Annotated in this window: 25 protein-coding genes; 14 read left to right on the top strand and 11 right to left on the bottom strand. The window is 70.8% G+C overall.

The annotated features are described in order from the left end of the window. The first annotated feature begins 149 nt into the window (after positions 1–149). Positions 150–1,709, top strand: coding sequence for a YifB family Mg chelatase-like AAA ATPase (locus tag BM140_RS05430; protein WP_091942839.1), 1,560 nt, complete (start codon positions 150–152; stop codon positions 1,707–1,709). 103 nt (positions 1,710–1,812) lie between these two features. On the opposite strand, the gene BM140_RS05425 is transcribed toward BM140_RS05430, so the two are convergent. Further along, the gene (locus tag BM140_RS05425) at positions 1,813–2,076 is read right to left on the bottom strand and encodes a hypothetical protein (RefSeq protein ID WP_091942837.1); all 264 of its coding nucleotides are present in this window, start codon (positions 2,074–2,076) and stop codon (positions 1,813–1,815) included. Between the two features lie 195 nt (positions 2,077–2,271). Beyond that, positions 2,272–3,339, bottom strand: coding sequence for a PAS domain-containing protein (locus BM140_RS26545; protein WP_091942835.1), 1,068 nt, complete (start codon positions 3,337–3,339; stop codon positions 2,272–2,274). A gap of 130 nt (positions 3,340–3,469) precedes the next feature. Here BM140_RS26545 and msrA point away from each other — a divergent pair, with 130 nt between their 5' ends. Both msrA and BM140_RS05410 read left to right on the top strand, forming a co-directional pair. Next, positions 3,470–4,129, top strand: coding sequence for a peptide-methionine (S)-S-oxide reductase MsrA (gene msrA / locus BM140_RS05415; RefSeq protein WP_091942833.1), 660 nt, complete (start codon positions 3,470–3,472; stop codon positions 4,127–4,129). Between the two features lie 209 nt (positions 4,130–4,338). Beyond that, complete coding sequence (locus BM140_RS05410; RefSeq protein WP_091942831.1) at positions 4,339–4,842, top strand: TIGR00645 family protein; 504 nt, start codon at positions 4,339–4,341, stop codon at positions 4,840–4,842. A gap of 122 nt (positions 4,843–4,964) precedes the next feature. Here the strand turns inward: BM140_RS05410 and mepA are convergent, their stop codons facing one another. Together mepA and BM140_RS05400 are read right to left on the bottom strand one after the other, a co-directional pair. After that, on the bottom strand, positions 4,965–5,897 hold the full coding sequence (mepA, locus tag BM140_RS05405; protein ID WP_091942829.1) for a penicillin-insensitive murein endopeptidase: 933 nt from the start codon (positions 5,895–5,897) through the stop codon (positions 4,965–4,967). Between the two features lie 145 nt (positions 5,898–6,042). Continuing rightward, positions 6,043–6,390 carry a PetM family of cytochrome b6f complex subunit 7 gene (locus BM140_RS05400; RefSeq protein ID WP_091942827.1) on the bottom strand — a complete coding sequence of 116 codons (348 nt, stop codon included), beginning with the start codon at positions 6,388–6,390 and terminating at the stop codon, positions 6,043–6,045. Positions 6,391–6,523: 133 nt separating this feature from the next. Between BM140_RS05400 and BM140_RS05395 the strand changes: the two genes are divergently transcribed. Then, positions 6,524–7,201, top strand: a complete 678-nt coding sequence (locus BM140_RS05395) for an HAD family hydrolase (protein WP_091942825.1) — start codon at positions 6,524–6,526, stop codon at positions 7,199–7,201. Positions 7,202–7,752: 551 nt separating this feature from the next. Further along, positions 7,753–7,986: a hypothetical protein gene (locus tag BM140_RS05390; RefSeq protein ID WP_165616396.1), complete on the top strand. Its 234-nt coding sequence runs from the start codon at positions 7,753–7,755 to the stop codon at positions 7,984–7,986. Between the two features lie 147 nt (positions 7,987–8,133). Here BM140_RS05390 and BM140_RS05385 read toward each other — a convergent pair whose 3' ends face one another. From BM140_RS05385 to BM140_RS05375, 3 genes are all read right to left on the bottom strand, one after another. Next, positions 8,134–8,874, bottom strand: coding sequence for a phasin family protein (locus BM140_RS05385; RefSeq protein WP_091942821.1), 741 nt, complete (start codon positions 8,872–8,874; stop codon positions 8,134–8,136). A gap of 227 nt (positions 8,875–9,101) precedes the next feature. Then, the gene (locus tag BM140_RS05380; protein ID WP_091942820.1) at positions 9,102–9,455 is read right to left on the bottom strand and encodes a phasin; all 354 of its coding nucleotides are present in this window, start codon (positions 9,453–9,455) and stop codon (positions 9,102–9,104) included. A 286-nt stretch (positions 9,456–9,741) separates the two neighbouring features. Beyond that, positions 9,742–11,013 (bottom strand): glycosyltransferase, encoded by a 1,272-nt coding sequence (locus BM140_RS05375; protein WP_091942818.1) that lies wholly within the window; start codon positions 11,011–11,013, stop codon positions 9,742–9,744. A 168-nt stretch (positions 11,014–11,181) separates the two neighbouring features. On the opposite strand from BM140_RS05375, the gene BM140_RS25730 reads away from it, so the two are divergent. Next, entirely contained in the window at positions 11,182–11,358 is a 177-nt protein-coding gene (locus BM140_RS25730; protein WP_165616395.1) for a hypothetical protein, read from the top strand. A gap of 6 nt (positions 11,359–11,364) precedes the next feature. On the opposite strand, the gene BM140_RS05370 is transcribed toward BM140_RS25730, so the two are convergent. Then, the gene (locus BM140_RS05370; RefSeq protein WP_091942816.1) at positions 11,365–13,728 is read right to left on the bottom strand and encodes a putative bifunctional diguanylate cyclase/phosphodiesterase; all 2,364 of its coding nucleotides are present in this window, start codon (positions 13,726–13,728) and stop codon (positions 11,365–11,367) included. Positions 13,729–14,261: 533 nt separating this feature from the next. On the opposite strand from BM140_RS05370, the gene BM140_RS26655 reads away from it, so the two are divergent. Next, positions 14,262–14,879 carry a hypothetical protein gene (locus tag BM140_RS26655; protein WP_207549431.1) on the top strand — a complete coding sequence of 206 codons (618 nt, stop codon included), beginning with the start codon at positions 14,262–14,264 and terminating at the stop codon, positions 14,877–14,879. Positions 14,880–15,384: 505 nt separating this feature from the next. Here the strand turns inward: BM140_RS26655 and guaB are convergent. Then, entirely contained in the window at positions 15,385–16,878 is a 1,494-nt protein-coding gene (guaB, locus tag BM140_RS05360; RefSeq protein ID WP_091942814.1) for an IMP dehydrogenase, read from the bottom strand. A 316-nt stretch (positions 16,879–17,194) separates the two neighbouring features. Between guaB and BM140_RS05355 the strand changes: the two genes are divergently transcribed. From BM140_RS05355 to murC, 3 genes are all read left to right on the top strand, one after another. Further along, on the top strand, positions 17,195–18,361 hold the full coding sequence (locus BM140_RS05355; RefSeq protein WP_091942812.1) for an FtsW/RodA/SpoVE family cell cycle protein: 1,167 nt from the start codon (positions 17,195–17,197) through the stop codon (positions 18,359–18,361). 82 nt (positions 18,362–18,443) lie between these two features. Beyond that, entirely contained in the window at positions 18,444–19,556 is a 1,113-nt protein-coding gene (gene murG, locus BM140_RS05350; protein ID WP_091942810.1) for an undecaprenyldiphospho-muramoylpentapeptide beta-N-acetylglucosaminyltransferase, read from the top strand. A 140-nt stretch (positions 19,557–19,696) separates the two neighbouring features. Further along, complete coding sequence (murC, locus tag BM140_RS05345; RefSeq protein ID WP_091942808.1) at positions 19,697–21,103, top strand: UDP-N-acetylmuramate--L-alanine ligase; 1,407 nt, start codon at positions 19,697–19,699, stop codon at positions 21,101–21,103. A 16-nt stretch (positions 21,104–21,119) separates the two neighbouring features. On the opposite strand, the gene BM140_RS05340 is transcribed toward murC, so the two are convergent. Beyond that, positions 21,120–21,509 (bottom strand): helix-turn-helix domain-containing protein, encoded by a 390-nt coding sequence (locus BM140_RS05340; RefSeq protein ID WP_091942806.1) that lies wholly within the window; start codon positions 21,507–21,509, stop codon positions 21,120–21,122. Between the two features lie 10 nt (positions 21,510–21,519). Then, entirely contained in the window at positions 21,520–21,777 is a 258-nt protein-coding gene (locus BM140_RS05335) for a type II toxin-antitoxin system RelE family toxin (RefSeq protein ID WP_244535307.1), read from the bottom strand. Between the two features lie 44 nt (positions 21,778–21,821). Between BM140_RS05335 and murB the strand changes: the two genes are divergently transcribed. The 4 genes from murB to ftsA all read left to right on the top strand — a co-directional run bounded on the left by murB (position 21,822) and on the right by ftsA (position 26,011). Continuing rightward, positions 21,822–22,748 carry a UDP-N-acetylmuramate dehydrogenase gene (gene murB / locus BM140_RS05330; protein ID WP_091942804.1) on the top strand — a complete coding sequence of 309 codons (927 nt, stop codon included), beginning with the start codon at positions 21,822–21,824 and terminating at the stop codon, positions 22,746–22,748. 49 nt (positions 22,749–22,797) lie between these two features. Then, positions 22,798–23,721 (top strand): D-alanine--D-alanine ligase, encoded by a 924-nt coding sequence (locus BM140_RS05325; protein WP_091942802.1) that lies wholly within the window; start codon positions 22,798–22,800, stop codon positions 23,719–23,721. Continuing rightward, a complete protein-coding gene (locus tag BM140_RS05320; protein ID WP_091942800.1) occupies positions 23,688–24,626 on the top strand; it encodes a cell division protein FtsQ/DivIB in 939 nt (312 codons plus the stop codon). Before BM140_RS05325 ends, BM140_RS05320 begins: the two co-directional genes overlap by 34 nt. A gap of 62 nt (positions 24,627–24,688) precedes the next feature. Next, positions 24,689–26,011 carry a cell division protein FtsA gene (gene ftsA / locus BM140_RS05315; RefSeq protein WP_091942798.1) on the top strand — a complete coding sequence of 441 codons (1,323 nt, stop codon included), beginning with the start codon at positions 24,689–24,691 and terminating at the stop codon, positions 26,009–26,011. Positions 26,012–26,115: the final 104 nt, after the last annotated feature.

The raw sequence follows: 26,115 nt of genomic DNA, 5'->3' as shown, positions 1-26,115 counted from the left end.
GGGGGACGTACCGAGCGAACGGCCGGATTTCCCCGCGGTTCCGTCTTCTTTTGCCGGCTCGTCTTCGCCGTGACGGCTCAGCTCGTGATTGTCAGCCCGCGAAGGGCCGCCTAGGCTGCAACTTCCACGATTCGAGACGTCTCCGCCGCATGGTCACCCGCGTCGCCACCGTCGCCTTCGAGGGGATCGAGGCGCGTGCCGTCGACGTGCAGGTGCAGATCGCCCCCGGCGCCGTCGCCTTCACCGTGGTCGGGCTGCCCGACAAGGCGGTGGCGGAATCGCGCGAGCGGGTGCGCTCCGCGCTGATCGCCTCGGGGCTCGCGCTGCCGGCCAAGCGCATCACCGTCAACCTCGCCCCCGCGGACCTGCCCAAGGAGGGTTCGCATTACGATCTGCCGATCGCGCTGGCCGTGATGGGGGCCATCGGCGCGCTGCCGGAGGACGCGCTCTCCGGCTATTGCGTGCTCGGCGAACTCGCCCTCGACGGCTCGATCACCGCGGTCGCGGGCGTGCTGCCGGCCGCGATGGCGGCGAACGGCCGGGGGCTCGGGCTGATCTGCCCGGCCGCGACCGGGCCGGAGGCGGCCTGGGCGGCGGGCGACATGGACGTGCTGGCGCCGCGCTCGCTCATCCAGCTCGCCAACCATTTCAAGGGCAGCCAGGTGATGGCCCGGCCGCAACCGGCCATCGCGGCACCATCCGGTGCGATGCCGGATCTGCGCGACATCAAGGGACAGGAAGGCGCCAAGCGCGCCCTGGAGATCGCCGCGGCGGGCGGCCACAACCTGATCTTCAACGGCCCCCCCGGTGCCGGCAAGTCGATGCTGGCGGCGCGTCTCCCCTCGATCCTGCCGCCCCTCGGCCCCCGCGAGCTGCTCGAAGTGTCGATGATCCAGTCGGTGGCGGGCGTGCTGAAGGATGGGGCTCTGTCGAACCGTCGTCCGTTCCGCCAGCCGCATCATTCGGCCTCCATGGCGGCGCTGGTCGGCGGCGGCCTCAACGCGCGGCCGGGCGAGGTGTCGCTGGCCCATGGCGGGGTGCTGTTCCTCGACGAATTGCCCGAATTCACCCCCCAGGTGCTCGATTCCCTGCGCCAGCCGATGGAGACCGGCGAGGTGATGATCGCGCGGGCCAACCATCGGGTCACCTATCCGGCCCGCTTCCAGTTGGTCGCCGCGATGAATCCGTGCCGCTGCGGCATGGCGCTGGAGCCGGGCTATACCTGCCGCAAGGGCCCGAACGAGCGCTGCGCCGCGCAATACGGCGCCCGCATCTCCGGCCCGCTCCTCGACCGGATCGACCTGCGGGTCGAGGTCGCCGCCGTCACCGCCGCCGACCTGATCCTGCCGCCGCCCGTGGAAGGCTCCGCGGAAGCCGCCGCCCGCGTCGCCGCGGCCCGCGCCCGGCAGGTCGCGCGCTTTGCCGCCAAGGACTTGCCCGCCTCCACCACCAACGCGACCTGCCCGGCGCCGGTGATCGAGGAGGCCGCCGCCCCCGATGCGGAGGGCGCCGCCCTCATCCGCAACGCCGCCGAGACGATGCGGCTGTCGGCCCGCGGCTTCCACCGGACCCTGCGGGTCGCCCGGACGCTCGCCGACCTCGACGGTGAGGCGCGGGTGCGGCGGATGCATCTGGCGGAGGCGCTGTCCTATCGCGGCCGCGGTGAAGCGCCGCCCGGCCGCCGGCCCGAAGCGCAGCCGCGGGCGTGAGCTTGAGAATCGTCCCGGATCTCACAGCCCGGGCGATTCTTTGGGTTGCGGAGCCGCATCGTCGCTTTCCCGAACGCCGGAAGCCGGCCTTCGGGACGATGCCCTATCGGCACTGCTCCTCGAGCATCCGCGCGATGTCGAGCCCGCCGAACGACATGCCGGGCTTGAACGGCGGCCCGGGCATGATCCGGACGCGCCCGTTGTCGCTGAACAGTTCGAGGGGCTGCTTCACGCTCCACGATCCGTCCGGGTTGCGCGTGAACTGCGCGCAGTTCAGCTCCGTCTGCCCGGTCGGCTGCTGCGCCTGAGCCGCACTCGTGACGAGCGCCAGGGCGGACAGACCCAGCAGGGCGGATCGCGACGGCATGGACGGTTCCTCGGCATCGGGTTTCCCGCGAGGAAGTAGGCGGCTCGATGGCGAAGGCCAGGCGGGGCGCCGTCGCGACCGGCCCCGAGACCGGCTAGAGCATCGTCCCGAAAGGTGGTTTCCGGCTTTCGGAAACAGACGATGCGGCACAACAACGTAGAGCATCGTCCTGGATCCGATATCCGGGACGATGCTCTAAAGGCCGATCCGCCGCGCCGGAAAGCGGAACACGATCCGGGTGCCGCCGGCGGGCTCCGGTTCGACGCTGCGGGTGCCGTCGAGCTGACGCACCAGGATATCGACCAAGCCCCTGCCGGCCGCCGCGTGCTCCCCCGAGGGCGCGGGCAAGCCGATCCCGTCATCCGCCACGGTCAGCACCCACGCGTCGTCCTCCGGTGCGAGGCGGATCGCGAGCCGGCCGGGTCGGTCGGGGAAGGCTTGGCGCAGCGCGTCGGAGACGCTCTCGCTGAGGACGAGCGCGAGCGGCCCGGCCGCGTCGGCCCGGATCGGGGCCGGCGCGAGGTCGAGGATGAGGGCGACGTCGTCGCGTCCGGTCGCCTCCACCAGCGTTCCGGCGACCTCGCGCGTCAGGTCGGCGAGGTCGCGCCCCTCCTGCTCGCCCTGCGGCATCCGGTAGAGCGCGGCCAGCGCGTCGATCCGGCCGATGGCGATGGCGAGGGCCGCCCGCACCGCCGGGTCGAGGCTGTCGCCGCTCTGGTGGACCAGCATCGCGCTGATCATCTGCAGATCGTTGCGGGAGCGGTGCCCGACCTCGCGCAGCAGATGCGCGTTGGCATCGAGCGCGGCACGGGTGCGGTCACGCTCGTCGCGCAGCGCGTAGCGGTCGCTCACGTCGAGCTGGGAGGCGAAGAAGAACAGCAGCTGGCCGTCCTCGTCGTGGACGGGGCTGAGGAACAGCGCGTTGTGGAAGGCCGTGCCGTCCTTGCGGTAGTTCAGCAGCTCGGCGTGGATGTCCTGCTCGGCGGCGATGGCTTCGCGCACCCGCGCGACCTCGTTGCGGTCGGTGCCCGGCCCCTGCAGGAAACGGCAATTGCGGCCCGCGACCTCGGAACGGGTGTAGCCGGTGAGCGCCAGGAAGGCGTCGTTGGCGAAGACGATCGGGTTGTCGGGCTGGCGCGGGTCCGTGATGATCATCGCCATCCGGGTCGCCCGCACGGCGGCGGCGAAGGGGTCGCCCTTGCCGGATCGGCGGGCGCTGGCCCGCACCCGCTCGGTCAACTGCCAGTCGTCGTCGGGCCCCATCCGCTGCTGAAAGCTCCCGTATCGCGGTCCTCGGATCAGACTCGCCGGGCCGTCGTCAACGCACGCGGCAATGACCATATCAGGGAAATCGTTCCGCGACGCGAATCTCCACCACGATCGAGGGAAGTCTATGCTGTTCTTCCGCAAGCGACCCGAGATGCCCAAGGCCTCCGAGGCCCTGCCGGGCCGCGCCCGGCCGTTGCCGACGGCGCAGGCCCACTTCGTCAACGGCCATCCGCTCAAAGGCCCCTATCCGCCGGGCATCGAGACGATCGTACTCGGGCTCGGCTGCTTCTGGGGCGCCGAGCGCAAGTTCTGGCAATGGCCCCGCGGCGTCTACGTGACGGCGGTCGGCTATGCCGGCGGCTTCACGCCGAACCCGACATACGAGGAGGTCTGCACCGGCGGCACCGGCCACAACGAGGTCGTGCTGGTGGCCTTCGATCCGGCCGTGCTGCCCTTGGCCGAACTCCTCAAGGTGTTCTTCGAGAGTCACGACCCGACGCAAGGCTATCGCCAGGGCAACGATGTCGGCACGCAGTACCGCTCCGGCATCTACACCGCGGACGCGGCACAGGCCGAGACGGCGCGGGCCGTGCGCGACGCCTACGCCGCCGCGCTCCAGGCCCGCGGCTACGGGCCGATCACCACCGAGATCGAGCCGCTCGACGCGTTCTACTTCGCCGAAGAATACCACCAGCAATATCTGGCCAAGAATCCGGGCGGCTATTGCGGGCTCGGCGGCACCGGCGTGTCCTGCCCGATCGGAACCGGCCTCGCCGCGCCGTGACGACCCCACGCCGGGGACCGCCCCGGTGTGAAGCCCCGTTGCCGCATGACCGGCCCAAGCTCGGCCGTCTTGCGGCGGCCGCGAGGCCCGTGGCATCCCGCCCGTCTCTCCATCGGTGCCCCACGCAAACCCGCATGTCTCCGCCCGGACGGGGCGGCGTGGCGGGCCTTCCCGCGAGGGGCGCCCAGACGGCCGGGACGCCTGACGACATGCTGGAACGCGCTTTCGAACGCTATCTCTTCGCCTGCCGCTGGCTGCTGGCGCCGTTCTACGCGGCGCTGACCGTCGCGCTCGCCGTGCTGCTCATCAAGCTTCTGCAGGAGCTGGGACATTTCGCGATGCACGCCTGGGAGGCCGGTGAGTCGCAGACCGTGCTCGGCGTGCTGACGATGGTCGATCTGACCTTCACCGCCTCGCTGCTGATCATCGTGATCTTCTCCGGCTACGAGAACTTCGTCTCGAAGCTCGATTTGTCGGAGCACAAGGACTGGCCGGAATGGATGGGCACCATCGATTTCACCGGCCTCAAGCTGAAGCTCATCTCCTCGATCGTCGCGATCTCGGCGATTCAGCTCCTCAAGTCCTTCATGGACATCAAGAGCTACAGCGATCGCGACCTCGCCTGGCTGGTCGGCATCCATATGATCTTCGTCGTCTCCGGCATCCTCATGGCGCTGACGGACCGGATCTCGGCGGGACATCACGAGAAGTAGGGACGGTTCGGACGGCCCGATGCGTATCGGGCGCGGTGCCGGAGCCGCAAGGCCGGGTGCTCCCCTCTCGATCAGGAGAGGAGAGCGCTTATCCGTGCTGCCTCGGCGCCCGAGGAATGTCCCTATCGCGCGTGCAGCACCGCGCGGCAGGCATCCGGCAGTCCGGCCAGCGTCATCGGCGGCCGGGGCTTGGGCGGAGTCTTGGGCTTGGGCGGGTGGAGGATCGCCGGGCTGAACCAGTAGTCGAGTTCGGCGCCGCAGCCGTCGCCGGGGGGCGGCGGGGCCTGGTCGTCGCAGGAGCCCTCGCCGCCGGGGCAGGCGAGGCGGATATGGTAGTGATAATTGTGCCCGTACATCGGGCGCACCTTGTTGAGCCAGCCGCGGTCCCCGCCGGCCTCGCGGCAGAGCGCCTTCTTGATCGCCGGGTTGACGAAGATGCGCGCCACCTCAGGCTGGCGCGCCGTCATGCGGATCAGCGCGGTGTGCTGCGGCGTCCAGGTGTCGGGGTCGATGTCGAGCCGGTCGGCGCGCACCACGTCGGTCGCCGAGGTCTCCTCGCGCTCGGCGCGGCTCATGCGGTGACCCGGCATCGGGGTGAGCCAGACGTCGACGTCGAGGCCGAGCTGGTGCGAGGCGTGGCCCGTCAGCATCGGCCCGCCGCGAGGCTGCGACATGTCGCCGACGAGCAGGCCCGGCCAGCCGGCCCGCGGCGCCTGGGCGGCCAAGCGCTCGATGAAGTTGACGAGATGCGGCACGCCCCACATCCGGTTGCGCGAGGGGCGCATCACCTGCCAGTTGGCCCCGTCCATCGGCAGGGCCTCGCCGCCGGCGAAGCAGCCCTTGGCGTAGGAACCGAAGGATTGCGGCTGGCCGCCGGTCGGCCCGGTCACGCGCCCGAACAGGGCCTTGGCCGGCGTCGAGGGATCGTTGGGGTTGGCGAGCGGCGGCAGTGGCTTCGGGTTCACGCTGCCGCGATCCTGCGCGGCGGCCGGCCCCAGGGCGGCCAGGACGGCCAGGGAGACGAGGGCGGAGAGGGACAGGCGGGGCAGCGTCATGCGCGTCGGTTCGTCCGGATGAGGGGCGGGACTCGATGAGTGGCAAGAGTCGGTCAGCGCCCCGACCGTGCCCGGCGAGGTGGGCGTTTTTCAAGGCAGGGCGTCACACTGTTGCAGCTCCGCCCGCGGCGAGGCTGCGTTCGCCTCACGGCCCGGTCAGGAAACCGATCGGCTCCCGCGGCGGCTGGCCGAGCCAGATCAGCACGGCGCCGAGCCCGAGGGCGAACAGCGAGGCGGGCACGAGGCCGAGCGGCGCCAGCAGCACCGCGTCGGCCCAGGGCGCGACCTTCTCGACGGTCTGGCCGAGGGCCGCGGTGCGGTCCTGGGGCAGGGTGTGGATCCAGTCGGCGAGGGTGGTGATGCGCAGGCCGTTGTTGGCGATGGAGCGTGCCCCGTCGTAGCAGAGCTGCACGAAGCCCCCCGCCATGACGACGAGCCCGATCGCGCGGCTGAGGAACGGCAGTCCGAGGAAGCGGGCGACGTTTCGCAGCATGTCCGACCTCGCGCGGGCTCGAGCCGCCGCGCTTGGCCGACTGACTAGGCCGAGCTCGGTCATCCTGGCAAGCCTTCCGGGCGCTCCCGCCGCGTTGCCAGGGCCCGCGCGCCCGTGCGAGAGGCCGGGTCCGATGACGGACGCGCATTCTCCTCCCGCCCTGGTGATCTTCGACTGCGACGGCGTGCTGGTCGACAGCGAGCCGATCAGCCTCGGCGTGCTGACCCGTGGGCTCAACCAAATCGGCCTCTGCCTCGACGTCGAGACGGTGCGGGCGCGCTATGCCGGCACCTCCATGGTCTCGATCATGCAGCGGGTTGCGACGGAGGACGGCATCGCGCCGCCGGAGGGCTTTGCCGAGCGGGTGAAGGCCGAGACGCTGGAGGCGTTCGAGGCGGAGCTCACGGCCATGGCCGGCATCGCCGCGGCGCTGACGGAGTTTCGCCTGCCGTTCTGCGTCGCCTCCAGCAGCGATCCGGTACGGCTGCGCCGATCCCTCGGCCTCACCGGCCTTTTGCCGTTCTTCGACGGCCGCATCTTCTCCTCCGCCGAGGTGGCCCGCGGGAAGCCGTTCCCGGACCTGTTCCTGCACGCCGCGGCGCGGATGGGGGCCGAACCGGCCGCCTGCCTCGTGATCGAGGATAGCGTGCCGGGCGTCCAGGCCGCCCGCGCCGCGGGGATGCGGGTCGCGGGCTTCACCGGCGGCGGCCATTGGGGCCATGACCGCACCGGGCGGGAACTGCTGGCGGCGGGGGCGGCTCGCGTCTTCACGGCCCATGCCGATCTCGGCCGGATCGTCGCCGCAGGCTGAGCCCCGGGCCTCGTCCCGAAAGGCGGTTTCCGGCTTTCGGAAAAAGACGATTCTCGTGCGCTGCGGCCCGCTCCTGTCGGGTCGCACCGTCACGTCGTCGCCCAAACGCGGCTGTCCCCGAGACGAGCCGGCTTCCGCCGTGGCGGACAGCGCTTCGGACCCGAAAGGTCGGACACGTCGGAATCGGGCCGAAGCCCGGCCTGATCTTTCCCTGTCAAGCTGATCTTCGAAAGAACATTCCGTTGACGGTTAAGGCCTGAGCGCTCATCTTGTGAGCGTGCGGTCGTCTCCGCACCGCGGTGATTTGTCATGGCACGCTTGCGCCGCGTTATCAAACGCTAATGCATCACGAAGCATTGTGCTTCGTGGTCCTCGCCAATCAGGAGGACTTGCCTTGAACGATATTTCGCATTTGAAAACTTCCAAACGTGCCGGCGGCGGGGCCGGGCGGGGGCGGTCGTGTTGTCGGGCAGTCATGTTGGTGGGTTAGGAGCCCACGCGAACGCCTCACCGACACCGGCCCTGAAGTGGCCGCAGGAGTTCACCCCGTCATGACCCGTGTTCAACCCTTCGCCGACGTCCTCTCTACCGAGGACGGCCCGCCCACGCGCGTGATCGAGATCGGCGATCTCACCGCCGGCATCGCCGTCCCCGAGCGCGGCGGCGTGCGCTTCTTCTCGTCCGAGTCCCGCTTCGACGGCCTCGACGGCACCCTGTTCCGCAATGTCGAGCAGGCGGCCCGCGCCGCCCGCGACAAGAGCCGCGTCGGCCGGTTGCGCGCCTAGAGCAACGATCCCGCGGCGAAACGCATGCCGGCGGCCTTCCGAGGGCCGCCGGTTTTTTCATGCGCCGACGGCCTGTCCTTCACAGCAAAAACCCCCGCACCGGCCGGTGCGGGGGTTTTTGCGGTTTGGGACCCGTTCGAAAAAGGATCAATTCCAGCGGGCTGGGCCGCCGAGGCGGTTGGCGCTGCGCAGGATGTGGCTGAAGCAGGTCAGCGAGGCGTCGGCGGCCCGCTGGAACTCACTCACCTGAAGGCGGATCGCCTCGGCCGGGGTCTTCACCTTCGTCAGCGCCTGGAGATGCGCCATCGCCGCCTCGCCCTCGCCGCGGGCAAAGGCCAGCAGGGTCGCGTTGATCTCGTTCAGCGGCTCGAAGGTCGGGATAAAGGCGAAGCGCCCGCCCGCCGTCCCGTCGAAGGCCTTGGCGCCGCCAAGCGGGGCGCGGGCGGCCTCGGTGACTGCCTCGGCGGCGGCGAGCGGAGCGGCCGCCAGCGCCATGGCGGTCTCGGCGACCTGATCGACCGTCTCGGCGGCGTGCTCGACGGCCCGATCCTGTACGGCCTCGACCGTGGTCTCGACCTGCGCGACCGCCTCGGCCGTCGGCTCGGTGGTCTCGGCGACGGTTGTGGCGGCCTCGTGCCGGACCGCCTCCACGCCGTCCGCCGCCTGCTCGGCCGTCTCGGACACGCTTTCCGTCACGGCCGCCTGCACCGTCTCGGGCGAGGTCTCGGCCGGAACCTCGGGAATCGCGGCCGTGTCGGTCTGCGCTTCGGCCGCCGCGCTCACGGCGTCGGTCGCCGCATCGGCGGCTTCGACCGGCGCTGTGGTGTGGGAATTCTCGTTCGCCTCGGCGGCGACCGCTTCCGGGACGGTCTCCGGTGCGGTGTCCACGGTGGAAGCCGGCCGGCCCGTGGCGGGCGATCCCGACGAACGTCCTCTGCGGCGGCTCGACGACATGGACTTCACTCCTCGATCAAGGGTCGCTCTCACCGGTCACCCCGGACCGGGGTCCGGGGCGCCGTGGGAGAGCGTAGCGTCGGTGCATGACACCTTCGGGACCTGAAACGTTCCCGACGGCTCAGGCCGTTGCGCCCCCGGTCAGGCCGGGGGCGTCGCCATCAGCGGGCGGCGCTCTGAGCGAGGGCGCCGTATTCCTTGAACTGGCTCTGGAGCGCGGCGAACTGCGACTTCACGAACTCCGACTGGATCTCGAACGCCTCGCGGACGTCCTTCGCGCGCACGACGCGCTGAGCGTAGTCGAAGGTGGCGTCGGCATTGGTCTTGGCGTGGTCGAGGCCCTTCAGCACGGCGGCGTGCAGGGTCGACTGAGCGGTGGTGGCCGAGGTGCGGAACTGCTCGGAGGTCTTCACGGCGCCGTTGAGGAGGGTGCCGAAGGCGTTGCGCGCCTGATCGACGCTCTTGTCGGCGAAGTCGCGGAACTCGGTGGGGATCTCGAAATTCGGGGTGCTCATGTCGCTCTCCTGTCTTGCAGGACCGGGAGATGGGCGCGCCGCCTGGAGCGGGCGCCTTCCGTGTCGGATGACCGGCCCGCCCTCCTTATGTTGCGGTGCAACATGGAAGTCAAGGGAGTATCCGGCGCGACGAAGCCCATTGGCGGGCCGCTTCTATGTTGCTGACTACAATAACGAACCGTCCGGCGCCCGCCCCGGCGTCCGACGCCCGTCGAACCGCGCGGACGGCACTATAATGACGGAAACCGTCTCGGCCAACCGCTTCGCCGCCGCGAAGGCCGCTTCGTCACCGCATTGCAGCGACGACCGGCTCGCCGTTCGAATGTCCCGCCCGGTCGCCGTGGTGATGCGCGGCCTCGTCCGTCAGCCCTCCGTAGAGACCGAGCAGCGCCTGCGCATGGGCCGCAAGCGTCGGCGGTGCCTGCCAATAGGCGGCATGCGCGGCCCGGCCGAGGCGCGCGACCAGGGAATCGTCCTTGAGGGTCCGGAACGCCTCGGCCAGGGCCTCCGCCTCCGGCGCGACCACGAGGCCGGTCTCGCCGTGCCGGACCTTTTCCGCCGCACCCGAGCGGTTCGAGGCGATGGCCGGGATGCCCTGGGCCAGCGCCTCGTAGATCGTGAGCGGCCCGGTCTCGTACCAGCGCGAGGGCGCGCAGACCGCCCGCGCCCGTGACCGCAGGATCTCTCCGACTTCCGAGGGGCTGCGCCAGCCGATCACCTCGGCTCCCTGCGCGCGCAACGCGTCGTCCAGCGGGCCGGCCCCGATGAACAGCGCCGGCAGCCCGGCGCGGCGGGCGGCCTCGGCCACGAGATCGGCCCCCTTCTCCGCCGTCAGCCGACCGACATAGGCGACCGCGTCGCCCCGCTCGGGCTCGGCCGGGGCGCCGGGGGCGACCCGCACGGGATTGTCGATGCGGTGATGGCGCAGGGCGCGGCCCGCCAGCATCCCGGCCATCCGGGCGAGGCTCGCGTCGCTGACATGGATCACGTCGAGGCGGTCCCGGCCCGCCGCGACCCGCAGGGCCGCGGCCCGCCCGACCCGGACCGCCTTGTGCAGGCGGCTCTTGGGATCGCAGGGGGCGGCCAGGCACCGGGCCGACATCGGCTCCAGGGAACAGGGCGCCCCCTGGTCGAAGCGGTAGAAGACGCCGTTCGGGCAGGCCAGGAAATAGTCGTGCAAGGTCAGGACCAGCGGCGCGGATTGGGCCAGCAGCACCGGCAGCACGGCGGGGGAGAAGGCGCGGCTCCACTGGTGCAGGTGCAAGCAATCGGCCGGCTCGGGCAACGCCGCGAGGGCCGCCGTGAGCCGCCGGGCGGCCTCGCCGTTCCAGATGCCCGCCACCGCCCCGCGCCAAGCGGGCAGAGACCATACGTCGGGCAGGCTCAAAGGCACCCGGCCGATGCCCGGATGATCGAGCAGGGCATCGGCCGGCCCGTCCACCGCCTGGATGAAGGTCACCCGCGCGCCCGCCTCGGCGAGGCCGCGGGCGGATTCCACCGCCACCTTCTCGGCGCCCCCGCTCGCGGTGGCGAACTCGGCCAGGATCACGACGTGCATGGGCGTTTCCGAACCGGCCAGGCCACGAGGATGGCGGCAAAGCTCCTGTCGTTCGGTAAACGGATCGCCGTCGATACGGCGGCGGCGACGAAACACCCCGCCGCCCCTCCGCGTTGAGTCTCCATCCCCCGCCGCCGGTTGCGCGGCGCACACCAGGCGAGACACCGGATGACCGACCAGACCACTCCGAAGGACGACCCCAAGGCCGCCGGCTTCCGCCAGGACGGCAAGGGCGACAAGGCCAACCCCGAGAACCGCCAGGACAAGGCCAGCGAACGCCTCGACGAGGCCCTGGAGGAGACGTTCCCCTCGAGCGATCCGGTCTCGGTGAAGATCACGAAGTAGGCGCCCTCAGGCGCAGGCGGCCCGGTCCGCCCAGTCCGCCCGGTCCCGTTCGGCGATCAGGCCGCGCGCCTCGGCCGCCGGCATCGGGCGGCCGAGGAGGTAGCCCTGCACCTCGTCGCAGCCTTCCTCCCGCAGCCATTCCAGCTGCGCGCCGGTCTCGATGCCCTCGGCGACGGTGACGATGCCGAGGCTGGCGCCGAGCCCGATCACCGCCTTCACGATGGCCGCCGACTGGGCGTTCTCGCCGACCTGCTGCACGAAGGAGCGATCGATCTTGATCTTGTCGAACGGGAAGGCGCGCAGGTAGCTCAGGGACGAGTAGCCCGTGCCGAAATCGTCCATGGCGATGTGCACGCCGAGGCGGCGCAGGGCGTGGAGCATGGCGACGTTGGCGTCGCTGGCGGCCAGCAGCACCGACTCGGTGACTTCGAGTTCCAGCCGGCTCGGATGGAGGCCGGTGGCATCGAGCGTCCGGCGCACCACCTGCACCAGCGACCCATCGCGGAACTGGGCCGGCGACAGGTTCACCGCCACCCGGGCCGAGCTCGGCCAGGAGGCGGCCTCACGGCAGGCGGTCTGCAGGACCCAGGCGCCGATCGTCCCGATCAGGCCGGTCTCCTCGGCGAGCGGCACGAACTCGCCCGGCGGAATCGGCCCCTCTACGGGATGATGCCAGCGCAGCAGCGCCTCGAAGGCCGTGAGCCGGCCGGACCGGCTCTCGATCACCGGCTGGTAGGCCAGGGAGAGTTCGCCGCGGGTGAGCGCCTCCCGCAGGTCCGTCTCCCGGCGGCGCCGGCGCCGGACCGCCTCGTCCATGTCGGCGGCGAAGCGTCGCCAGCCGCCGCGCCCCCCCGCCTTGGCGCGGTAGAGCGCGATGTCGGCGTTGCGCATCAGCACGTCCGGATCGGTCCCGTGCAGCGGCAGGTGGGCGATGCCGATGCTGGCGCCGACATGGCATTCCTGCTCCTGGATCAGGAACGGGCGGGCGAGCGCGGCGACGATGCGTTCCGCCACCGCCTCGGCGGCCGGCAGATCGGCGCCGCCCAGCAGAATCGCGAACTCGTCGCCGCCGAGACGGGCGACGGGATCCTCCGGTTTCAGGCAGCCGGCGATGCGCTGGGCCGCCTGCTGCAGCAGCTGGTCGCCCGCGGGATGGCCGAGGGTGTCGTTGACGAGCTTGAACTTGTCGAGGTCGAGGCAGAGCAGCGCGGCGGAGGTGCCCTCGCATTGATGGGCCGCGATGGTCTCGGTCAGGCGCACCATGAAGAGGACGCGGTTCGGCAGCCCGGTGAGCGCGTCGTGCTGCGCCATGTGGGCGATGCGGGCCTCGGCCCGGCGGCGCTCGGTCAGGTCGATCGCCGCCCCGAGCAGCACCGGCTTGCCCTCGAAGGCGAGGGAGCGCTCCACCAGCGTGACCTCGATGACCGAGCCGTCGGCCCGCCGCTGGCGGCGCAGGCCCGCCTCGTGGGCGACCAAGGGGGCCGCCGCTTCGCCCGGCTCGGCGAGGTCGCACAGGCGCCGGGTCAGGAATTCCGTCCGGCTGAAGCCGTAATGGGCGATGGCGGCCTCGTTGACCGCGACGAACCGGGCCGTGCCGGGTTCCACGAGCCACATCGGCAAGGGGTTGTTGTCGAACAGCAGGCGGAACGATTCCTCGCGGGCCTTGATGTCTCCGACATCGGTCATGGCGACGGCGATCAGGTCGCCGATCGCCCGCGCCTCCACCTTGAGATGGAGGGTCGGAGCGCCGGAGCGGGGGATGGCCAGTTCGAACGCCGCCCGTTCCGTCCGGGCGACGACGCCGGCCAGCACCCCGGTCATGCCGAGATGCCGGGGCACCAGCCCGCTCAGGCGTTGCCATTGCAGGGCGGAAGCGGGCCGGCCGAACAGCAGGGCCGCGCCCTGATTCAGGGCGACGATCTTGAAGTCGGTGATCGCTCCATCGGCATCGCGCACCGTCCCGAGGGCCATCAGCCCCTGGCCGGTGGCGCCGAACATCGCCTGCACCAGCTCGGTGCGGGTGCAAACCGGGTCGACATGCACGAGCACCAGGGTCGCCCCGTCTCCATGGGCGAGCGGCACGCCGACGAGGTTCCAGGTCGCGACGACGCCGTCGGTGATGCGGTCGCAGCGCGTGCGGGCCGGCTCGCCCGCCTGCAGGGCTGCCGTCACGATCTCCTCGATCGGCCAACGGACCTCGTCGGCGAGCCGGGCGACCGGATGGTCCTGCACCTCGTCGTCGAGCCAGTCGCGGAAGGCCGATCCCCCCCACAGGAGCCGTTCGGCCCGGCCCTCATGCGTGGCGACGAGGGCGCAGCGGTCCGCGAGCCGCCCGAGCCGGCCCAGCACGACCGCCTCGTAACGCGGCATCGCATCGGGATGAGGGCGGCAGCTGATCCAGTGATGAATCAGAGAACCGTCCTGCGGTGATGCGGTCGTGGAAGGCGGCACGAAGGAGAGCCTCAGTCGAATCCAGGGCTCTTCATGGTTCGGCCTTCGTTGAGACCAAGTATATGAGCCGGCTCATCGAAGGCGGCGGCCCCGTTGGGGCAGATCTCTGTGTCGGAAACGTCGGCAGCCGCGCCCGGCATACCAAGCGGCATGGAGCAGGCCGATGGTCCCCTTCCGTGCGTCCGGCGGACGCCCGCCGCCTCGCCGTCGCGGGGCAATCGGCTTGGTATGAGCCGGCGGCAGTCCGGAGGCGAGGCGCGAGGACCGTCCTCGGGCGGTCCGGCAACGGCTCAGCTAACCCGTTCACGCCGCTTGTGATTTGCATCGCCGGCCGATGCTGTGGTCTCCTGTCGGCTCACGCCGCCGCCTCGAAGCCGAGCGGTGAATCGAACCGTTCGGGGCCGTTCGTCCACGTGCGAGGCTCCGTCCGAACCGTGAACGGAGGCTCGCTCTTGACCACCTTCCCGAAGCTCGCCCTGCTTCTGCCGCTGCTGGCCGCCTCGCCGGCGCTTGCGCAGGGAACCGAGGCGCAGCGCGCCGCCTGCGGGCCGGATGCGTTCCGGCTCTGCGCCTCGTCGATCCCCGATCCGGGCCGCACCGCCGCCTGCCTCCGGCGCGAGCGCGAGCGGCTGAGCAGCGATTGCCGGGCGATGTTCGACGCGGCCGATGCCAAAACCGGCACGGCGGCCAAAACCGGCACGGCGGCCAAGACCCGTACGGCGGCCAAGCCCGCCGAGGCCGCGGCACCGGTGCGTACGGCCCGCGCCGCCGCGCCGCGGCTTCCGCGCCAGGAGACACAGCGAGAGGCCGCCGCCACGCCGCGCGCGCATCCGGCCCGAGCCGAGACCCGTCGGACGGCGCGGGTGGCGCGGCTCGATCGGACAGCGCGGACTAATCCCGGCACCGTGACCGGCGCCGACGATTTCGGGGGCTTCTCCGGCCTGGAAGCGCAGGCTCACGGCTGGCACCGGACGCTCGCCGGCTATGCCGACTCGATCGAGCGGCGCTTCGCCCGTCTGGGCAGCGCCGATGCGGGCGGGCTGGATCTCGGGCGTCTGCCCGGCCTGTGACGCCGCTCGGGGCCGTTGCGGCGGATCCTGCGATGGCCCCGGCGGTGTGGACGTCGCCGGTCCCGGGCATGGGCCCCCCGTCCGGTTCGGCCAGAAAATGCCGCCACGCTCAATCCATGTGAAGGATTTCGGACGGCATCGCGGCTGATCTGGGTGCAGGCCGCGTGGTCCACCCGGTCTGACTCCGGCGGTCGATATTGCCTTCCGCCGGGGCCGGTTTCTCTCGAGACTTCAGCTCCGCGGCCCCGAGGGCTCGCGGAGTTTTTTTCTTCCCGTGGAAAGTGTTTCCGGCGTTTGGCCTAAACTACGTCAACGCGTGGCGAAAACGGCCCGCCTACCCATCGTGACGGACGGGGAGGCGGCGATGACCGAAGACGACCTTGCGGACCCGTCGGCAGGCGACGATCACTGGGTGACCTACCTGCTCGGGACGCTGCTCGCCTTCGAATGCACGATCCTCGTCGTCAGCCTGATCTGGCTGTGAAACGGCCCGATGGCCGGGCGATCAGGCCCGGCTCGGATAGTTCGGGCTCTCGCGGGTGATGGTCACGTCGTGGACGTGGCTCTCGCGCAGGCCCGCATTGGTGATGCGCACGAACTGCGCCCGCTCCTGGAATTCCGGCACGGTCGCGGCGCCGACATAGCCCATGGCGGCGCGCAGGCCCCCGGCGAGCTGGTGCAGCACGGCGGCCACCGGGCCCTTGTAAGGCACCTGGCCTTCGATGCCCTCCGGCACGAGCTTGTGGGTGTCGCTGACCTCGGCCTGGAAGTAGCGGTCGGCCGAGCCGCGAGCCATGGCGCCCACCGAGCCCATGCCCCGGTAGCTCTTGTACGAACGCCCCTGATACAAAAAGACCTCGCCCGGCGCCTCGTCGGTGCCGGCGAGCAGCGAGCCGAGCATGGCGACCGAGGCGCCGGCCGCGATCGCCTTGGCGAGGTCGCCCGAGAACTTGATGCCGCCGTCGGCGATCACCGGCACGTCCGCGCCTTGAGCGGCCTCGACGGCCTCCATCAGCGCGGTGAGCTGGGGCACGCCGACGCCCGCGACGATGCGGGTGGTGCAGATCGAGCCCGGGCCGATGCCGACCTTGATCGCGTCCGCGCCCGCATCGATCAGCGCGCGGGCGCCTTCCGCCGTGGCGACGTTGCCCGCGATGATCTGCACGGCGTTGGAGAGCTGCTTCACCCGGGCGACGCTGTCGAGCACCTTGCGGGAATGGCCGTGGGCGGTGTCGACCACGATCACGTCGCAGCCCGCATCGATCAGGCGCTCGGCCCGCTCGAAGCCGGAATCGCCTGTGGTCGTGGCGGCAGCGACCCGCAGGCGGCCCTGCTCGTCCTTGACGGCGTTGGGGTAGGCGACCTGCTTCTCGATGTCCTTGACGGTGATCAGGCCGATGCAACGGTAGTGGTCGTCGACGACGAGCAGCTTCTCGATGCGGAATTGGTGCAGCAGGCGCTTGGCCTCGTCCTGGGTCACGCCCTCGCGCACCGTGATGAGGCGGTCGCGGGTCATCAGCTCGGCCACCGGCTGGCCGGTGTTCGTCGCGAAGCGCACGTCGCGGTTCGTCAGGATGCCGACGAGCTTGCCGCGCGAGCCGTTGGGGCCGCGCTCGACCACCGGGATGCCGGAGATCCGGTTCTTCTTCATCACCTCGAAGGCGTCGGCCAGCGTCTCGTCGGGGTGGATGGTGATCGGGTTGAGCACCATGCCCGACTCGTACTTCTTGACGAGGCGGACCTGCTCGGCCTGCTCGGCCGGCTCGAGGTTGCGGTGGATGACGCCGAGCCCCCCGTTCTGCGCCATGGCGATGGCCATGGGCGCCTCCGTCACCGTGTCCATGGCGGAGGCGATGATCGGCAGGTTGAGGTGGATCGTGCGGGTCAGCCGCGTGGCCACGTCGACTTCCGTCGGCATCACCGAGGAGGCGGCGGGACGCAGCAGCACGTCGTCGAAGGTGAGGCCCTCGATGATCGAATCTGCGCTGATACGGGCCATGAACCAACTCCGGTGACGAAGAAAGCGCCGGGCCGAAGCGTTCGGCCAGCGGTATCGGGTTGGCAGGGGCCAGTATCACGCGACCGGCCCCGCGCCTAGCGGCGGATGCGCGCGGATGTGCATGGCTGGGGGATTGTTTTCGGGTGGCCTCCGTCGCCTTTCGCTCCCCCCTCCGCGGGGGAGGGGGATTTGCGTTGCGCTTCACGAGGGCATCCACGTTCGGCGCAACAGACCATTAACCCTTACGGACCACGATCACGGCGGGCCGCCCGCGTCTCGTCGCGGGATGACGCGCCCTTCGGAGTCGAGCCCCGCCATGATGTCGCGCGCCGAACGCAGCCCCCTGGCAGATTGGTGGTGGACGGTGGATCGCGGCCTGCTCGCGGGCCTCGGCTGCCTGATGGTGGCCGGCCTCGTCTTCCTGATGGGCGGCGGCCCCCCGGTGGCCGAGCGCATCGGCCTGCCGACCTTCTACTTCCTCAACCGTCAGGCGCTCTACCTCGCGCCCACGATCCTGCTCATCATCGCGGTCTCGTTCCTGTCGGTGCGCCACATCCGGCGCTTCGCCCTGGTGACGTGGATGAGCGGCGTCGCCCTCTGCATCCTGGCCGGCAAGTTCGGCCCCGAGATCAAGGGCGCGCATCGCTGGATCCAGTTCGGCTCCTTCGGCCTGCAGCCCTCCGAGTTCGTGAAGCCGGCCTTCGTGGTGGTGGCCGCCTGGGCCTTCTCGGAAGGCGCGCAGCGCCGCGACATGCCGGGCGGGTTCCTCGCCATCCTGCTCCTGCCGGTCACCATCGTGCCGCTGATCCTCCAGCCGGATTTCGGCCAGACCATGCTGATCACCATGGTGTGGTGCGCGCTGTTCTTCGTCGCCGGCCTGCACTGGTTCTGGGTGGCGGGGCTCGGCGCGCTGGGGCTCACCGGCGTGTTCGCCGCCTACACCTTCCTCCACCACGTGCGCGAGCGCATCAACCGCTTCATGGACCGCGATTCGGGCGACAGCTTCCAGGAGTTCTGGTCGCGGGAATCGTTCAATTCCGGCGGCTGGTTCGGCACCGGGCCGGGCGAGGGCGTGGCCAAGCGTCACCTGCCCGACGCGCATACCGACTTCATCTTCTCCGTCACCGGCGAGGAATTCGGCGTGATCGTCTGCCTGGGCCTCGTGGCCCTCTTCGCCTACATCGTCCTGCGCGGGCTCAAGCTCGCGCGCCGCACCGACGACACGTTTTCGAGGCTCGCCATCACCGGTCTGACCACCCTGTTCGGCCTCCAGGCCTGCATCAACATGGCGGTGAACACGCAGCTCATGCCGGCCAAGGGCATGACCCTGCCGTTCGTCTCCTATGGCGGCTCGTCGCTGATCTCGCTGGCGCTCGGCATGGGCTTCCTCGTGGCGCTCACTCGCAAGCGCCCGCGCACGACGATGGTGAGCCAGCGCCCGCCCGGCACGCTGCCCTCGGCCGTTCCGGGGATCATGCAGTGAATCCGACGGCGCGCCCGACCCTCACCGCCTCGCCGACGCCACCTGCCCGCACGCAGGGGCGTCGGCATCGAGGACACGCTCAATGACCGTCTTCACGCCTCTGGTTCTGGTCTGTGCCGGCGGCACGGGCGGCCACCTGTTCCCGGCCCAGAGCCTCGCCTACGCCCTGAAGGCGCGCGGCATCCGGGTTGCGCTCGCCACCGACGCGCGGGTCGATTCCATCGCCGGCGACTTCCCCGCCGACGAGGTCGTCACCATCGCCTCGGCCACGCCCTCGGGCCGCTCGCCCCTGCGGCGGGCCGGTGCCATGGTGACGCTGGGGCGCGGCTTCGGGCAGGCGGCCCGCGCCGTGCGGCGGCTCAACCCGGCCGCGGTCGTGGGCTTCGGCGGCTACCCGACCGTGCCGCCGATGCTGGCCGCGCAACTTCTCAAGGTGCCGACGATCCTGCACGAGCAGAACGCCGTGATGGGCCGCGCCAACGGCTTCCTGGCCAAGGGCGCCCGGGTCATCGCCACCGGTTTCAAGGACGTGCGCGGCGTGCCCGAGAAGGCGACGGCGCGCCGCGTCCACACCGGCAACCCGATCCGCCCGGCGGTGCTGAGCGTGGCCGACACGCCCTATCCGTCCGTCGAGGGGGAGGCGCCCCTGCGCCTCCTCGTGTTCGGCGGCAGCCAGGGCGCCCGCGTGATGAGCGAGGTCGTGCCCGCCGCCCTGGAAAAGCTGCCGAATGACCTGCGCGCGCGGATCCATCTCGTCCAGCAGGCCCGGCCCGAGGACCTGACCGCGGTGCAGAACCGCTATCTGGCGATGGGTCTCGGCGGGATCGAGGCGGCGCCCTTCTTCAAGGACTTGCCCGGCCGGATGGCCGCCGCCCACCTCGTCGTGGCGCGCTCGGGCGCCTCCACGGTGTCGGAACTCGCCGCCATCGGCCGCCCTGCGATCCTCGTGCCGCTGCCCGGCGCCCTCGATCAGGATCAGGCCGCCAACGCCGCGACGCTGGCCGGCATCGGCGCGGCGCTCTCGATCCAGCAGAGCGGCTTCACGCCGGATCGGCTGGCCGCCGAACTTGTGGACCTGTTCGGCGCCCCCCGGAAATTGACCGAAGCGGCGGCGGCGGCCAAAACCGCCCGCATCCTCGATGCCGCCGACCGCCTCGCCGCCGTGGTGGTCGAGACGGCTGCCGCATCATCCTAGGTGCGACAGGTCCTTCGGACCTATCGCGTCCGGCGGACGACCGCCGCCCCGCAGCCGCGGGGGCGGATCGCGCATCGGCGCGTTCCGGTAGAGAATTCATCGGGGCGCGCTTGCGCCCCGGACCCGCGAAGGTTCGAGACATGAAGCTGCCCGAAAAGCTCGGCCCCATCCATTTCATCGGCATCGGCGGCATCGGCATGTCCGGCATCGCCGAGGTGATGGCCAATCTCGGCTACACCGTGCAGGGCTCGGACGCGAACGACAACGCCAACGTCCGGCGGCTGGCCGAGAAGGGCATCCGCACCTTCGTCGGCCACCGGGCCGAGAACGTCGAGAACGCCGCCCTCGTCGTGGTCTCGACCGCGATCCGCCGCGACAACCCGGAGCTGGTCGAGGCCCGCGAGCGCCGCCTGCCCGTCGTGCGCCGGGCCGAGATGCTGGCCGAGCTGATGCGGTTCAAGTCCTGCGTCGCGGTCGCCGGCACCCACGGCAAGACCACGACGACCTCGCTGGTCGCCACCCTGCTCGACGCCGGTAATCTCGACCCGACGGTGATCAACGGCGGCATCATCAACGCCTACGGCACCAACGCCCGCATGGGCGCGGGCGACTGGATGGTGGTGGAGGCCGACGAATCCGACGGCACTTTCCTCAAGCTGCCGGCGGACGTGGCCATCGTCACCAACATCGACCCCGAGCATCTCGACCATTTCGGCTCGTTCGACGCGATCAAGGACGCCTTCCGGCGCTTCATCGACAACATCCCGTTCTACGGCTTCGCGGTGATGTGCATCGACCACCCGATCGTGCAGGACCTCGTCGGCCATATCGAGGACCGGCGCATCATCACCTACGGCGAGAACCCGCAGGCCGACGTGCGCCTCCTCGACATCGACCTGAAGGGGGGGCAGAGCCGCTTCCGGGTGATGATCCGCGACCGCCGCCCCGGCTTCCGCTTGGAGATGCAGGATCTCGTCCTGCCGATGCCGGGCAAGCACAACGCGCTCAACGCCACCGCGGCGCTGGCGGTGGCCCACGAACTCGGCGTCTCCGAGGACGCGATCCGCAAGGCGCTGTCGGGCTTCGGCGGCGTCAAGCGCCGCTTCACCCGCACCGGCGAGTGGAACGGCGCGACGATCTTCGACGATTACGGCCATCACCCGGTGGAGATCGCGGCCGTCCTGCGGGCCGCCCGCGCCTCGACCGACGGCAACGTCGTCGCCGTGGTGCAGCCGCACCGCTATACCCGGCTGCAATCCCTGTTCGAGGATTTCTGCACCTGCTTCAACGACGCCGACACGGTGATCGTCGCGCCCGTCTACGCCGCGGGCGAGGCGCCGATCGAGGGCTTCGACCGCGATTCGCTGGTGGCGGGTCTGAAGTCCCGCGGCCACCGCGACGCGCTGGCGCTGAACGCCCCGGAAGAGCTGGCCGGGCTCGTCGCCGGCCGGGCGCAGGCCGGCGATTACGTGGTGTGCCTGGGCGCCGGCACGATCACCCAGTGGGCCTACGCACTGCCGGGGGAGCTGGCGGCGTTGAAGGGGTGAGGCGCGTGAGCCGGTCTCACGCCTCGGCCGGCTCCGGCATCAGATCCTCGGCATCGATGCCGAGGATTTTTGCCAATCGCGCCGTCGTAGCGGGATCGGCCGCGCGCTCGCCCCGCTCGATCGCCGCCAGAAGCTCCGGCTCGATGGCTGTGTCCTGCGCCAGCGCGCTCGCCGCCATGCCGCGGCGCTCGCGCCAGAAGGCGAGCGGGCTCGGGGCGGCGCGCAGAGCATCGAGGGCGGCCTCATCCAGCAGCTCCTCGGTGCCGGCCTGCAGGCGCGCTTCGGACGCATCGACGGCGCGCGCATCGAGCGCGTCCTCGGCCAGCTCCCGCAGCCGCTCGAACTCGGCTTCGGGCAGGATCACGATCGCCTCGCCCGACGGGGTCCGGGTGCGCACGACGGTCATCGGGCCGCTCCTATCCATAGATCGAGCCCCGCGGGCCGACCTCGTGGACAATGATCCGATCCGGCTCGATGGTGAAGACCGCGCGCCAATCGCCGACCCGCAGGCGGTAGCGTTCTTCCCCGCCCTTGAGCGCCTTGACGTTGTTGGCGAGCGCGGACGGGTCGTCGGCGAGCTGTCGGAGCTTGCCGCGGATCAATTCCTCGGTATTGCGCGGCATCCGGCTCAAAACGCGCGCGGCGGCGCGGGTGAAGACGACGCTCCTGCCCAAACCCGCCTCCCGTCGATTCCGCCCGCTCCAGGCGACAGGCTAGCATGACTTCGAACGCCCTCACCGACGCCATCCGCGCCGCCGCGCCCAACCTCCGCGGCCGGCTCCTCGAAAACCAGTCGCTGGCCGACCTCACGTGGTTCCGCGTCGGCGGGCCGGCGCAGGTGCTGTTCAGCCCGGCCGACGAGGAAGATCTCTCCGTCTTCCTCGCCGCCCTCGATCCGGCCGTCCCGGTCACCGTGATCGGCCTCGGCTCGAACTTGATCGTGCGCGACGGCGGGATTCCCGGCGTGACGATCCGGCTCGGCGGCAAGGCGTTCGGCTCGGTCGAGATCGACGGCGAGACCATCCGGGCCGGTACCGCCGTGCCCGACATGCGGTTGGCGAAGGCGGCGGCGGAGGCCTCGCTGGACGGGCTCGCCTTCTTCCGCGGCATCCCCGGCTCGGTCGGCGGGGCGCTGCGCATGAACGCCGGGGCGCATGGCGGCGAGACCACTGACGTGCTGATCCAGGCCCGCGGCATCGACCGCAAGGGCGAGGCCCGGACCTTCACCCATGCCGAGATGGGCTTCCGCTATCGCCACTCCTCGGCCCCCGACGACGTGATCTTTACCCAAGCCACGTTCCGTGGACGCCCCGGACACCGCGAAGAGATCGAAGCCGAGATGGAGCGGGTGACTGCGGCCCGCGAGGCTGCCCAGCCGATCCGCGAACGCACCGGCGGCTCGACCTTCAAGAACCCCGACGGCGGCAAGGCCTGGCAGCTCATCGACGCCGCCGGTTGCCGCGGGCTCACCATGGGCGGGGCCCAGGTCTCGGAGATGCACTGCAACTTCCTGATCAACCGCGGTGGCGCGACGGCCGCCGACATCGAGGGCCTCGGCGAAGAGGTCCGCCGCCGGGTCCGCGAGTCGTCCGGTGTCGAGCTCCACTGGGAGATCAAGCGGATCGGCGTCGCCGCCGAAGCCTGATCGCCGCACCGCCTCACCGATCGCCGAAATCCCCGACGGAGAAGCCACCATGTCCAAGCACGTCGCCGTCCTGATGGGTGGCTGGTCCTCCGAGCGGGAGATCTCGCTCCGTTCCGGCAATGCCTGCGCCCGCGCGCTCGAAGGGGAGGGGTTCCGGGTCACGCCGGTCGATGTCGGGCCCGACATCGCCACCGTGCTGACCGAACTGAAGCCCGATGTGGCTCTGAACGCCCTGCACGGGCCGGCGGGCGAGGACGGGACGATCCAGGGCCTCCTAGAGATCCTCAAGATCCCCTACACCCATTCCGGCGTGCTGGCCTCCGCGCTCGCCATGCACAAGGAGCGTGCCAAAACGGTCATGAAAGCGGCCGGCGTGTCCGTGCCGGAGGGCCGCGTCGTTAACCGTCATGATGCGGCGAAGTCACACCCGTTAACTCCTCCCTATGTCGTGAAGCCCATCGCCGAGGGCTCTTCCATGGGGGTCATCATCGTCCGCGAGGAGCGATCGCATCCGCCGCAAATTCTCGCCTCCGAGGCGTGGACCTACGGCGAGGAAGTCCTTGCAGAGACTTACGTTGCCGGCCGTGAGCTGACCTGCGCCGTGATCGGCGACCGGGCGCTGGGGGTGACCGAGATCAAGCCGGTGTCGGGGGAGTGGTACGACTTCGATGCGAAGTACGCCGGAGGGGGGTCGATCCACGTCCTTCCCGCCGATCTTAAACCAAATGTTTACCAGCGTGTCCAAGAGTTGGCGTTAACGGCGCATCAAGCACTGGGATGCCGTGGCGTCAGCCGTGCCGACCTACGTTACGACGATACGCCGGGGGGAACCGGCGCCCTCGTCGTGCTGGAGGTCAACACGCAGCCCGGCATGACCCAGACGAGCCTTGTGCCGGAGATCGCGGCCCACGCAGGCCTGAGTTTCGGTGAACTCGTCCGATGGATGGTGGAGGACGCTTCTCTCAGTCGCTGAACGCTTCCGGCCTCGGAAGCGGCGGAGCCCCTGCGGGGTTCCGGCTGCGGCTGCCCCGGTTCCTGCGGCGGTTCTCCGCCCGGCGCCTGCGCGCGGCTGCGCCGATCGAGCAGCGCGTGCCGCGGCTCGCGGGCATCGCCCTGGTCTCCGGTCTCTCCGGAGTCCTGGCGCTCGCTGGCTTCGTCGCGAGCGGGCGCTACGACGCCTTCGTCATCGAGAACGGGCGCCCCCTCGACATCGCCGCGCGCCTCGCCGGCTTCGGCGTCGAGCGGGTGACCATCACCGGCATCTCCCGGATGTACGAGCGCGAGGTGCTCTCCGCCGCCGGGATCGACTGGCGCTCCTCCGTGCCGTTCCTCGATCTCGAGAAGGCGCGCGAGCGCCTGCTCGCCGAGCCGCTGATCGCCAGCGTGTCGGTGCGCAAGCTCTATCCCAATGAGATCGTGATCAATCAGGTCGAGCGCGAGCCCGCCGCCCTGTGGCAGCGCAACGGCGAGATCCAAGTGATCGCCGCCGATGGCACCGTGATCGACGAGATGCGCGACGAGCGCTACGTCAACCTGCCGCTGGTGGTGGGGGAGGGGGCCAATGCCCGCCTCACCGAATACCTCGGCCTGATCGAGGCCGCCGGCCCGCTGGGCTCCCGCATCAAGGCCGGCACCTTCGTGTCCGGCCGGCGCTGGACGCTCAAGCTCGACGGCGTCGACATCCGCCTGCCCGAGACCGGGGCCGCCGAGGCGCTGACCCGGCTGGTGCGGCTGGAGCGCGACAACCGCATCCTCGAGAAGGACATCATCGCCGTCGACCTGCGCATGGCCGACCGCGTCGTGGTGCGCCTCACCGAGGAAGCCGCCGCCGCCCGGGCCGAGAGTCGCAAGAAGCCGAAGAAGGCGCAGCCCACATGAGCGCGCCCCGCCGTTACGCCCTCCGCTCCGTTCCCCGTCGCGTTTTCGCAAAGTAGCGTCCGATGCAGACCTCCCACTGCCTCACGCCGCGCCTGAAGCCGCTCTCCGCCCGCCGGAGCGCGACGATGTCGGTGCTCGACATCGGCACCAGCAAGGTCGTGTGCCTCATCGCCGAGCTGCAGCCGGCCGAGGCGATCTCGACCCTGCGGGGCCGGACGCACCTCGCCCGCATCATCGGCATCGGCCATCAGCGCTCGCTCGGGCTGAAGGGCGGCGCCATCGTCGATCTGGAGGCCGCCGAGGGCGCGATCCGTCACGCGGTCCACGCCGCCGAGCGGATGGCCAAGGCCGAGGTCCAGTCGGTCATCGTCAACATCTCCGGCGGGCGCCTCGCCTCGCAGCATTTCGAGGCGCGGGTGAACGTCCGCTCCGGCACCGTCACGGGCTCGGACGTCGAGCGCGTGCTGGAGACCGCGAGCGCCCACGGCGTCAGCCCCGGCCGCGCCGTGCTCCACGCCCTGCCGACCGGCTACGCGCTGGACGGCCAGGGCGCGGTGATCGACCCCTCGGGCATGATCGGCGACGCGCTCGGCGTCGATCTCCACGTCGTCACCGCGGAAGCGGCCGCCGCCCGCAACCTGATGCTCGCGGTGGAGCATTGCCATCTCGGCGTCGATGCCGTGATCGCGACCCCCTACGCCGCCGGCCTCTCGGCGCTGGTCGACGACGAGGCCGAACTCGGCTGCGCCGTCGTCGACATGGGCGGCGGCACCACCAGCGTCGGCGTGTTCACCGGCGGGCACCTCGTCCATTGCGACGCCGTCGCGGTCGGCGGGCACCACGTCACCATGGACATCGCCCGCGGCCTCTCGACCCGCGTCTCGGTCGCCGAGCGGCTGAAGACCCTCTACGGCTCGGCCATCGCCACGCCGTCCGACGAGCGCGACATGATCGCGGTCCACGGCGTCGGCGAGGACGAGGGCGAGGCTCCCTCCCACGTGCCGCGCTCGCAGCTCGTGCGCATCGTCAAGCCGCGGGTCGAAGAGGTGCTCGAACTGGTGCGCGACCGCCTGCGCGGGGCCGGCTTCGGTGCCCAGGCCGGCCGCCGGGTGATCCTGACGGGCGGCGCGAGCCAGCTCGTCGGCCTGCCGGAGACGGCGCGGCGCATCCTCCAGGGACAGGTCCGCATCGGTCGCCCGCTGGGCATCCGCGGCCTGCCGGAGGCCGCCAAGGGCCCCGCCTTCTCGGCCTCGGTCGGGATGCTGGTCTACCCGCAGGTCGCCCATGCGGAGCATTTCGAGCCGCGGGGGCAGGGCGCCTTCGCCGGCACGGGAACGGACGGATACTTCTCGCGGGTCGGTCGCTGGATCCGCGAGAGCTTCTGAAAAACGGCCCGTCCCGCCGGAAGGTGAGGGCGGAGAAAACAACAGGGCAGGCGTCCTCAGGGCGTCGATCAGGCAATCGCTTCAAAAGTCACGAAGGGCACGAC

It is taken from the genome of Methylorubrum salsuginis (assembly GCF_900114375.1).
GTDB classification, from domain to species: Bacteria; Pseudomonadota; Alphaproteobacteria; order Rhizobiales; family Beijerinckiaceae; genus Methylobacterium; species Methylobacterium salsuginis.
Note: the sequence above shows the minus strand (reverse complement) of the source record. Positions and strands in the feature narration are given on the sequence as shown.